Here is an 11,988-nt window from a genome sequence, read left to right as displayed (position 1 = left end):
TTACCCCTTAACTACAACAGAATTAATTGATTTCTTTAACGTTAACCCAACGTTGTTCATCATATGAACGTGCTATCGCGTCTAATATTCGTGATACTTTCCAGCCCTCTTCAAAATCAGGCCACATTGGCTGCCCTGTTGCAACGCCATCAATTAAATCACGCACTTCAACTGTTTTTTGGTCATTAAAGCCAATACCATGGCCTGCACCATTACAAAATGGCGCATAATCCGGGTGCTCTGGCCCCACAAAAATGGTTTTAAAACCTTGACGATTGCTAGGTTCATCATGACGATAGAGCTTTAGCTCTGCCATTCTTTCTTGGGTGAAAGACAGTGTTCCTTTGGTGCCAGTCACCACATAAGTTAGCCCCATTTTACGGCCAGCTGCGATTCGTGAAGTTTCTATGACACCCATTGCGCCACCAGCAAAACGCACCATGGCATGCGCCTGATCTTCATTTTCAACCGTAACCATAACGGCTGACCCCGCTTTTTCTGGACGCTGTTTAATGACAATTTCCATATCACCACAAACGGTTTCAATATCCCCTACGAGGAATTGCGCCATATTAATAATATGTGCAGATAAATCACCCAGGGCACCTAGGCCAGCTTTTTCTTTAAAACAATGCCAGTGAATCGGCGCGCTAGGGTCAGCCATATAATCTTCATTATGGGTGCCATAAAAATGGATAACTTCTCCAATTTCGCCATTTGCAATGATTTCTTTGGCTAGCTGAGAGGTAGGGTTTTTCATATAATTGAACCCCACTAACGTTAAGACTCCCGCCTTTTTAGCCGCTTCGACCATTTCTTTGGCATCTTCAGAATTGAGCGCTAATGGTTTTTCGCAATAAACGTGTTTACCGTGCTTAATTGCCTCCATTGCCATTTCTTTGTGCAGGAAATTAGGCGAACAGATATCCACCACGTCAATATTTGGATCTGCAACTAATTTTCGCCAGTCATCGGTTGCACGATTAAATCCCATTTCCTGAGCTCGGGTCTGTGCTAACTCAGGGGTAATTTCTGCTATCATTTCACGAACCAATTTTCCCTGTAATGGAAAAACGGTTGCTGCTTGTGCATAAGCAATGGCATGAGCTCGTCCTATATAGCCAGTACCTATCATCCCGATACGGATCTCTTTCATCTGTTCTACCTCTCGCTCATTTTTTGTAACACAATGGCTGGCCTAATACTTGTTCCAGATTTTTATTTCAATAATCATGTTATACGGAACATTCGTTTCATTATCAATATTATTGAGAATATTAATTTCATTATGTGATCCAACGTTAACTTTTAATGTAATTAGCTAATATATAAGAAAATAATTATTAATTTCAGAGAGGATGAAAACAATAAAGAGGTAATAACCTGGAATGAAATGAAATAGAATAACCAAAGATGAAATTTATTGAGTATGGGATCAGGTAAAGATCCCATACTCGCTTCAAAACCCAAAGCTAGCGATGAAGAATGCTTAAAAATTCTTCTTTACTTGACGTCAAAGACAATGCATTGGCAATAAACTCATCACTGAAAATCAGTGCAATTTCCCTAAGTACATCAATGTGTTCCCTTGATTTTGCAATCACACCTATTGCGATAAACATCACATTGGTTCGGTCCCATATCACCCCGTCAGGAAATTGAAAAATTTCAACACCGGTATGCAAGATAATATCATTGGCGGACTTAGGTAGATGAGGCAAGGTAATGCCATTCCCCAAGAATGTTGATATTTGTTGTTCCCTTTCCGTTAAGAAATGCACACAATCCCTATCAACATAACCTTTATTTTTAAATTCCGTACCCACCATTTTGAGTACTTCAGCTTTATTTCTTGCCTGACAACCTAAATGCAAATTACTTGTGGTTAGTTGTTCTATCATATCCAACCCTCGATTAAGTTAATTAGGTATATTCACACCACCAATAAGTAATAATTACATTGATGAGAGCTCTTCTTCTAATTGCTCTAATGATTTGTTTGATGTTTCTGGTAATAACTTCACCACAAAAACGATAGCTAAGTAGTTTATTACCGCAAAAATTAAGAATACTGGACCTAAACCAAGTTCTGCTTGTAATACAGGGAATAAATAACTCACAATCGCATTCATAATCCACATAAAGAAGACTGAGATCCCCATAGATAACCCGCGGATTTTAAGTGGAAATAGCTCTGCAAGTACTACCCAAGTTAAAAAGCCCATTGTTCCTTGCATAACCCCAACAAACACCGCGCCAAGTAACCAAATTAATGTTGCTTTAACATCCCCGGTTAAGAAGTAGTCTGTTGCTGCAATTAATAAGTGTAACGATGCCATTAGAGCAAAACCACCAACAATCAGTGTCTTACGTTTAAATCGGTCAACAAGGAATAGTACCCCTATCACCATACCACCAACAGAAAACACACCATTTAATACGTTGAAAACTAAAGAAGTTTGCTCAGAAAAACCCGCTGTTTTGAGAATTTCTGTACCATAATACATAATAACGTTAACCCCAGTCGTTTGCTGTAATGCCGCCCACACCATCCCAATTAATACCAATTTAAAAATCCAAGGCGTATTAAAAATTAACGCTAAATTTTGTTTATTGGCATTCGGATGACGTTTAGCTTCCGCAGCTTCAACATCTAATAAGGTCACGATATCTTCATATTCTTGAATAGCACGTTTTTCAGGGCGAATTTGCTTTAAAATTTTCAGCGCTTCTTCACGACGGTTTTTACTCATTAGCCAGCGTGGGCTTTCAGGCGCTTTCCACATACCAAATAATAGGCACAATGCAGGTACCGCCTGCACTAACAACATATAACGCCAGACATCCGGTAGATGACCCCAAATAGAACCGATAATCGCATTGATAGCAAATGCCGCTAACTGCCCGATAACAATAGCAACTTCATTGAGTCCGGTAAGTTTTCCCCGCATTTCAGTCGGGGCCACTTCCGAAATAAATGTCGGTGCTGTCACTGAAGCCCCGCCCACCGCAAACCCCAATATAAACCGAGCAATAAGAAGAACTTCAATGTTTGGAGCCGCCGCAGATAAAAATGCCCCAAATAAAAACAGAAATGAGAGGTAAAGCAAATAAGTACGGCGCCCGACAAAGTCTGCTACACGTCCACCACAAACACTGCCTAATGCCGCGCCCACTAATAGGACACTCATTACCAGCCCTTCCGTGGTTGGCGTTAATCCCATGTTTTCTTTCAGTGATGAAAATGCACCGTTAATGACACCAGTATCATAACCAAATAGTAATCCACCAAAGGTTGCAACCAAGGTTATTTGGTGCAACCTTTTTCTCTGTTGTTGATTGAGATTCATGATTAATGACATATTATTACCTTATTATTTGAATCATTATGTCTTACCAAAAAAACAATTTTTCAATATTTAAATAAATGTTTAATGTTAAATGTTAAATAATGAAATAAGTTTCTGGCACTCTGGTTTGAATCGCTACTTTGCTAGCTTTAGGCCTGATCGATAAACTCTTTGAAAATAGTTTTCGCGAATTTAAAACGATAAATACATCAGTTAAATTAAAGAAAGTAAGATTATAAAAAGCCTCAATTAATCTCAGAATATTGAAAGCCTAAAGAGTATTAAATAAAAGTAAGGTCAGTATTTTATATACTCATTGATAAATGAATATATTTGCTATTGCGGCTAAAAATACATTTTTAACCGCAAGTCTATAATTAAGTTAAATAGTATTACCGTATTAATTACAATTTAACTTCTTTACCTGTTTTTAATGATTCCAGCGCTTTGTCTGCAAGATATAAAGCCAATTCACCATCGGTACCTGTCGTTTCAGATTCCGCACGGCCTGCTAAGATATCAACAAAATGCTGCCACTCTGCTTGGTATGCTTCATGGTAACGTTGTAAGAAGAAATACTCTGGCTTGGCGGATAAACATCCAACTTCACTTAACAGCGCAACACTATTCTCTTTAATATTACCTGCCGTTAATAAGCCTTTTTCACCATGTAACTCAATGCGTTGGTCATAACCGTAACCTGAACGACGGCTGTTAGAGATGGTCGCCATTGCGCCTGATGGAAATTTTAAGATAATAAATGCAGTATCAATATCACCTGCTTGGCCGATAGCAGGGTCAACAACATTGCTGCCTTGTGCGTAGACAGAGCAAGGCTCTTCGCCAATCATAAAGCGCGCCATATCAAAGTCATGAATCGTCATATCTCTGAACATACCACCGGAGACTTTGACGTATTCCGCAGGTGGTGGTGACGGATCACGAGACGTGATAATTAAAGATTCTGCTTTACCAATAGCGCCTTGTTGGAATAAATTTTTCAAGTGGCGAAATTGAGGGTCATAACGACGATTAAAACCAATAAACAGTGGAACATCATGTTCTTTCACGCTTTTTAAACACTGTTTCACACGCTCAAGATCGAGATGAACAGGCTTTTCACAGAAGATCACTTTTTTATGTTTGGCTGCGAGTTCGATTAAATCAGCGTGAGTATCTGTGGCTGAAGCGATTAAAACCCCTTGTATATTAGGGTCTTGCATTGCTTCTTCTGTCGTCTGTACTTTTGCTTGGTATTTTTCAGCCAAGGCAACCGCATTCGGTTGATAAGGGTCGATGACAGAATAAAGTTTGGTTTCTTTATGGCCGGCAATATTAACAGCATGAACCTGTCCGATACGTCCTGCGCCGAATAGTGCTATATTGAACATTCAAATGCTCCTTGATACCTTAAATCCACTATTTGGATATTACGGAATATACCAAATAAAACGTTCATTTCAATTTATAATTTTTTGAAAATTATATTTTTGGGCTCTAGATAACAAATGTTATATTAAAGTGTATTTTTAGTGTTATTCAGATCACAAATTGACAATGCAAGCGAATAGCATTTAACAATAAAGTCTGTGTTTGTTGGCATATTAAATTTCCATAACTTCTTTTTTTGTTCTTTCCCTGCCTCGCAATAAAACATATATTTCAATAAATAAATTTTTAAACTATAAAAACCATAAAAAAACCCAGCCAAAGCTGGGTATATAATCCAAAATGATTCGAGTTGTGTTGGCGATGAGCGTAACGCTATCCCCATTTAACTTGAAGTATGACGAATATAGAACGGCAAGTGATAACCACTATGCAAATAAAAACCAAAGCAATCCCTGCTAAGTTTCCAGTAACTACCCTACTTAGTTACACATCTGACTCATTAAGAAAACGAAAAACATTCCTCGACGGTAAAACACCGTCGAGTTATTTTGACACTATAAGGCACTAGCGCAATATGTTGATTAATAAAGACGAACTTTATGTTCAACCATCTCTTTAATTTTTTCAGCGGAAGCAACTATTTGAGGCTTTTTAGAAACTTGAGCTGTTCCTGTGCGCCACCAAGCTTCATAACCATCGGTCATTGTTTTCGGAAGTACTTTAATATCAATCAATACACAGCCCGAATGGGACTTCGCGTCTTTCAGTGCAGCAATCAATTGTTCCTCATCATGTACCCGATAACTTTTACAGCCATAGCTTTCTGCGTTTTTAGCAAAATCGACCTTCACTAACGGCCCATCCATCAACCCCGTCTGTGGGTTTCGATGCCGGTTCTCTGTACCAAAACTTCCCATGCCTTGGCTCATCTGCAGATTATTAATACAGCCGAATCCCGCGTTATCAAACAATAAGATGGTGATCTTAATATTCTCCTGAATCGCAGTTTGCAGCTCACTGTGTAGCATTAAATAAGAGCCATCTCCGACCATCGCATAAACAGGTTGTTTTGGCGCAGCAATTTTAGCCCCAACAGCAGCGGCAATTTCGTACCCCATGCATGAATAGCCATATTCAAGGTGGTATGTATCCCGTTGTTTTGGTAGCCAAATACGTTGTAAATCACCCGGTAATGAACCTGCAGCCCCGACAATAATGGCATCGTCTTCCATGTATTGCTGCATCAAGCCTAGCACCCGTGTTTGCGCCAATTCTGTACCAAGCGTTTTACGGTACTCTTCAAGCTTGTCATCAAGATGGCCTGCAATTTCAGGGACAAAATCTAATGGCCGATACTGTATACTAAACAAGCGCTCCAGCTCATTTTTCCACTGTTGTTTAGCCTGCTGAATTTCATCCCCCCACTGAGCTTCATAGTGAGAATCTTTCAATTTTACACTCAGTGCTTGTAACGCTTCTTTGGCATCTGCGACCACTTTCAATGCATCTAACTTACTTGCATCAAACTCCGCAACATTGATATTTAAGAACATCACATTCGGATGACTAAATAACGACTTAGAGGCGGTGGTAAAATCCGTAAAGCGAGTCCCCACACCAATCACTAAGTCGGTTTCTTTAGCCAACAAATTTGCCGCTAACCCACCTGTTGTACCAATTCCGCCCATATTCAAGGGATGACTAGCAACGATGGCACTTTTACCTGCTTGAGTTTCGCCAAATGGAATACGGTAATCTTCCGCAAATTGCAAAAATGCGTCGTGAGCTTCGGAATAACGTACCCCACCACCACAGATGAGCAATGGTTTTTTCTTGCCACGAATTAAATTTACGGCTTCTTCGATACTCACCGTTGTCGGTGGTCTACGTTCAATACGATGGATGCGTTTTTGGAAAAAATAATCGGGGTAATCCCACGCCTCACCTTGAACATCTTGAGGTAGGCAAATGGTTACCGCGCCAGTATCCGCAGGGTCAGTTAACACTCGCATGGCATTAACCATCGCCGCCATCAGTTGTTCAGGCCGTGAAACCCTATCCCAATAACGTGAAACCGGGCGAAAACAATCATTAGTACTGATAGTCCCATCACCGTATTGTTCGACTTGCTGCAATACTGGGTCGGGCTGACGAGTCGCAAAGGTATCCCCTGGCAACAATAATAATGGAATACGATTGGCAGTTGCCGTTGCTGCTGCGGTAATCATATTTGCGGCACCGGGGCCGACTGAAGATGTCACAGCAAAAATTTGTTTACGTTTTTTTTGTTTAGCAAAACCCGTCGCAATGTGCGCCATACCTTGCTCATTACATCCTTGATAAACGCGTAGATGACCAGGCGCTTCTTCAAGCGCCTGACCTAAACCCACAACATTACCATGGCCAAAAATCGTAAATACTCCCTGAATAAACGGATATTGCTCACCATCAACATCAACGTATTGTTGGTTTAAAAATTTAACCAACGCCTGAGCGGTCGTCATTTTCTGCTTATTCATACGGGTCTCCGTTTATTCCATGGTTGGCATTGTGAAACTACTTTCATGGTGCTCTAAGCGAACACTGGCAGGCCAACGGCTAGTGACTGTTTTCATGCGAGTATAGAAACGAACACCGTCATTTCCATGTACATTTAATGGACCAAAAATAGACCGTTTCCAACCACCAAAACTGTGGAATGCCATCGGTACTGGAATAGGTATGTTAATTCCGACCATTCCCGCTTGAACATTTTCTTGGAATTCGCGCGCTGTTTCACCATCACGGGTGAAAATAGCCGTTCCATTACCATATTCATGTTGGTTAATCAGTTTCAAACCCGTTTCAAAGTCTGGAACTCGCACTACGGCTAATACAGGCCCAAAAATTTCTTCTTGATAAATGTCCATTTCAGGCGTGACATTATCAAATAATGTTGGCCCTACAAAATAACCATTTTCGAAGCCTTTCACTTTAAAGTCACGGCCATCGACCAATAACGTCGCACCTTGTTTTTCGCCACTGGTAATATAGTCACAGATTTTGGCTTTATGTTGCGTGGAAATCACAGGTCCCATGTCATTTTATTTACCGTCAGTAATACCAGGACCCACGGACATTTTGGCAATTTGGCCTTTCAGGTTAGCAATGAGCGCATCTGCCGTTTCATCACCGACAGCTAAGACGACGGATAATGCCATGCAACGTTCACCTGCAGCACCAAACGCAGCGCCCATAATAGCATTAGCTGCCTGCCCCATGTCTGCATCAGGCATTAAGATACAATGGTTTTTCGCTCCACCGAGTGCTTGGCAACGCTTACCATGAGCGGATGCCGTCGTGTAAATATATTCAGCAATAGGCGTTGAGCCAACAAAACTAACGGCTTGAACTTCTGGTGCAGTTAAGAGCACATCAACGGATTCTTTGTCCCCTTGAACAACATTAAATACGCCATCAGGTAAGCCAGCTTCTTTTAATAATCTAGCTAATGCTAATGCTAATGAAGGATCTTTTTCTGATGGTTTTAAAACAAAGGTATTACCTGTTGCAATAGCTACTGGGAACATCCACATCGGTACCATTGCTGGAAAATTAAATGGCGTGATCCCCGCACAAACACCCAAAGGCTGCATTAATGAGTGGCTATCAACACCTGTAGCAACATTGGCTGAGTGCTCACCTTTTTGTAAGTGAGGAATACCGCATGCAAATTCAACGACTTCCAAACCTCGGGTTAATTCACCTACCGCATCAGAAAAAACTTTACCGTGTTCTCTTGAAATTAAACGCGCCAGCTCATCCATATTCTCTTCAAGTAAAGCTTTAAATTTGAATAAAACCCGAGAACGTTTTAGGGGAGATAGTTTTGACCATTTAGGGAATGCTTTATTCGCAATCTCAATGGCTTTTTTTGTTTCATCGGCACTGCTGAGTACAACTTGAGCAATTTGCTCCCCCGTTGCCGGGTTGAATACAGGCGCAAAACGCCCACTTTTGCTGGATACTATTTCACCACCAATGAAATTATGAATCTGTTCCATGTTGCCTCTCTTTAGCTGACAGAGTTACCTTGTTACTCAATGTATATGAAATATTTGTTTCATTTACAACTAAATTTGAAATAACATTCAATTTATGTGATCTAGACAAAGTTTTTGTGAAATTTTAATCGCGACTAAAAAAATACCAATCCTAAACTTATGTCCATCACCTATTTATTGGCTATTTTGCCGTTGTATTGAGCTAAACATGGCCTTCTTTCAATCAAGAAAATAAGAGAGCAAATTGATGTAAGCTGTTCAATTTATTATCCCAAATTCAAATTATTTCACGATCCTAAAAAAAGAAAATTTTTAAATATGAACTAAGTGTTTCAAAAAGATTCGACTAACGCTGTAAAACAACTACAATTAGAGCCAAATTCTGGAGGTTATATGTCAAGTGCATCAAATTTAAATGAGTTTCAAGAGCAAGTTCGCTCACGATATGACGAACTAAGTAAACGGTTACAGCAAGTGGCACGCTATGTATTAGATAATACGAATAGTGTGGCATTTGATACCGTTGCCGTCATTGCAAAGGAAGCTAAGGTTCCGCCTTCGACGCTGATCCGCTTTGCAAATGCTTTTAATTTCAGTGGGTTTAATGAAATGAAACAATTGTTTCGTATGAACCTTGTGGAAGAAACGGCCAGCTACACAGATAGAGCCCGTATGTTTCGTGAAATGGATGGTTCCCAAGAACTGAGTGATGACCCCTCACAAATTTTGAAGGAGTTCGCTCATTCTAACGCCCAAGCGTTACAACAAATGGCAACCAGAACCCCTGCTGAAGATATTGAAAAAGCCGTATCACTTTTAGCGAATGCACAGAATATCTACATTATCGGTTTGCGTCGTTCATTCAGCGTTGCAACATATTTAAGTTACGCACTTAGCCATTTGGAATGCCGCCCTGTCCTTATTGATGGGCTTGGTGGAATGTTCAAAGAGCAGATCAGTCGGATCAGTGAAAACGACGTTGTAATTTCAATCAGTTTCACACCTTACGCCTCGGAAACTGTCATGGTAAGTGAGAAAGCGGCTCAAGCGGGTGCACAGCAAATCGTGATTACTGATAGTCAAATCAGCCCATTGGCAAGTTTCAGTGATGTTTGTTTTGTTATCAAAGAAGCCCAAGTAGATGCATTTCGTTCGCAGTCAGCCACCTTATGTTTAGCACAATCACTAACCGTTGCATTAGCCTATCGTCAAGGCAGCAGCTTAGTCTAGTTATACGGCTCTGTAATTAAACACCTCCATTAATTCAGAGCCCCTTCCTACCTTTTCCCTGATTAACATAAACGTCATTATTGAATACTAATTAAGTTTCATCTTTTTCTTTAATTTGTGAATCCCATCAGAAAATACAAATTCTAAAATAACAATAAAATGAAATTATTATTTCACCCTGTTATGTTGGAATTATATCGCGTGTTAGATAAACCAAGAATAAGGGCTAAGCATGTTAAATACACACTTTCTTTATTTACTCGGCCACCTGCGTTTACTTGAAGAACAGCATTCTGTCACGTCAATTAATCGTTCTGGTATTGGTTTAATCGGCACTGCACCTTATAACCAACTTTATATAAATGCGATAAAATGCTGCACCCATCATAGTGAGCTAAAGTCAATTTGCCATTTGTCCCCATCTCTTCCTTCTATGACTGACTTCATGTGCCAAAAGAAAAAAATAGAAGCGCTAATCAACAATGATGACGTTGATTGCATCATAGTGACATCCACTTGTAGTGATGAATTACTAAAGTTTGCTATTCAGACAGCGGTAACTGCTGGAAAAGATGTTCTATTGAATGATATCCCTAACTTTAGTGAAAGCGAACTGAATGAAGTATTAAAGCAAGCCATGCGTCATGACGTATTTATTGACTACAACCAACCTTTGAGCTCTGATAACCAGTTCAATCAAATAAAAGCATCTTTAATGCCTAAACATGGTAGCGAAACAGGGTTATTACGTATCACAACACACCGAATAGTAGAGCCAGAAAACCAACTACCATTCAATATATTACGAAACACCATCACAAAGAACATAGAATTATTGTTATCACTAATGCCTGATTTTGTCCTTTCACTTCCTTCTATTCAGTTCTCGCATCCCTTCAATCAAAGAGCCGATGGCGACGTCTTAATAATTAATTTACGCCAAGAAAACGGTTTATTGGTTTCATTTGAAATCTTTTTTAATACAGGAAAGATCTCAGACAAACTATCATTGAAGCAGTGCAATAACCGCTATGAGGTAGAGAAAAAACTTTCTTTTAATGAAAAATATCAAGAGGTTAATCAAGATAATTTCATTGTAAAGCAACTTGACCAATTTGTTTTAAGGCTCAGTAGTAATACAAAATTAGCTAAGATTAATCAATGGAGCCGCGCTAATGAGCTAACAGATAAAGTAATAAAACAGTTAAATATCTATGGATATATTTGATTACCATAAAATATAAAGATTATTCTGATAGAAACAGAACACATTATTATATTAGTGGGTTATATAATAATACTCTAAAATTTAATGTAACATAATCAAATTACTTATAATCAGTGTATTAACCTACACGTTCCACTATTTACATTGACAATCCCATATAAAAAAGAAGCCGGGTCAACATTGAAGAGGTATGCAAATTGGAATAATGAATCAACATCAATACAACTCTCTCCTGTCTCAAATCGATTCATTTCTTCTTCTGTTACACCGATTAAACTCGCCATTCTTTCTATCGATATTTTATGGTTTTCTCGTTGTTTTCGGATTTTTATCCCTAGCATTTTAGCAATACTTTCTTTCCCCATAATAACCTCTACTAAATATTAAAATTAATATAATTAACCGGCGCGTAAATTATCACCAACCATAAATTTATAAATTGACTTAAAATAATAAAACCCTAATTAAATAAGTCATTTAAAGACCATTCATTTATGATTTAAAAAACCAAAAAATTAGCTAACTTACTGATATAAAAAGGCTAGATGATTTTCATCATTACATTTAACTCGTGAAGCTGGTCACATTATTTAATCTCACTATCAATAGTTAAATTTACATTATTATCAGTCGACGACTAAAAGTTGTATTTTCAAGTTAACTAAAATTTTAGCTTAGCTCTTCAGTTAGATAAAACTATCTTGCTTGATTTAATGTTATAACCTTAAGAAATTAGTGACAATTT

Annotated in this window: 8 protein-coding genes and 1 pseudogene; 2 read left to right on the top strand and 7 right to left on the bottom strand. The window is 38.9% G+C overall.

The annotated features are described in order from the left end of the window. Positions 1-22: 22 nt before the first annotated feature. From ACU696_RS08150 to ACU696_RS08125, 6 genes and pseudogenes are all read right to left on the bottom strand, one after another. The gene (locus ACU696_RS08150) at positions 23-1,156 is read right to left on the bottom strand and encodes a Gfo/Idh/MocA family protein (RefSeq protein WP_004913299.1); all 1,134 of its coding nucleotides are present in this window, start codon (positions 1,154-1,156) and stop codon (positions 23-25) included. 316 nt (positions 1,157-1,472) lie between these two features. Beyond that, entirely contained in the window at positions 1,473-1,901 is a 429-nt protein-coding gene (locus ACU696_RS08145) for a PTS sugar transporter subunit IIA (RefSeq protein ID WP_004262128.1), read from the bottom strand. A gap of 54 nt (positions 1,902-1,955) precedes the next feature. After that, on the bottom strand, positions 1,956-3,362 hold the full coding sequence (locus ACU696_RS08140) for a sugar porter family MFS transporter (protein ID WP_004913304.1): 1,407 nt from the start codon (positions 3,360-3,362) through the stop codon (positions 1,956-1,958). 392 nt (positions 3,363-3,754) lie between these two features. Further along, positions 3,755-4,741: an inositol 2-dehydrogenase gene (gene iolG, locus ACU696_RS08135; protein ID WP_004913306.1), complete on the bottom strand. Its 987-nt coding sequence runs from the start codon at positions 4,739-4,741 to the stop codon at positions 3,755-3,757. A 582-nt stretch (positions 4,742-5,323) separates the two neighbouring features. Beyond that, the gene (gene iolD, locus ACU696_RS08130; protein ID WP_110732113.1) at positions 5,324-7,261 is read right to left on the bottom strand and encodes a 3D-(3,5/4)-trihydroxycyclohexane-1,2-dione acylhydrolase (decyclizing); all 1,938 of its coding nucleotides are present in this window, start codon (positions 7,259-7,261) and stop codon (positions 5,324-5,326) included. 12 nt (positions 7,262-7,273) lie between these two features. Beyond that, a pseudogene (locus ACU696_RS08125) lies at positions 7,274-8,785 on the bottom strand (CoA-acylating methylmalonate-semialdehyde dehydrogenase). A gap of 393 nt (positions 8,786-9,178) precedes the next feature. Between ACU696_RS08125 and ACU696_RS08120 the strand changes: the two are divergent. Then, on the top strand, positions 9,179-10,015 hold the full coding sequence (locus ACU696_RS08120) for a MurR/RpiR family transcriptional regulator (protein ID WP_209101926.1): 837 nt from the start codon (positions 9,179-9,181) through the stop codon (positions 10,013-10,015). Positions 10,016-10,247: 232 nt separating this feature from the next. Then, the gene (locus tag ACU696_RS08115; RefSeq protein ID WP_227024204.1) at positions 10,248-11,243 is read left to right on the top strand and encodes a hypothetical protein; all 996 of its coding nucleotides are present in this window, start codon (positions 10,248-10,250) and stop codon (positions 11,241-11,243) included. Positions 11,244-11,353: 110 nt separating this feature from the next. Here the strand turns inward: ACU696_RS08115 and ACU696_RS08110 are convergent, their stop codons facing one another. Further along, positions 11,354-11,608, bottom strand: a complete 255-nt coding sequence (locus tag ACU696_RS08110) for a helix-turn-helix domain-containing protein (protein ID WP_004913320.1) — start codon at positions 11,606-11,608, stop codon at positions 11,354-11,356. Positions 11,609-11,988: the final 380 nt, after the last annotated feature.

Source organism: Providencia sp. PROV_01 (genome assembly GCF_053098325.1).
This window is presented reverse-complemented; position numbering and strand designations above follow the sequence as displayed.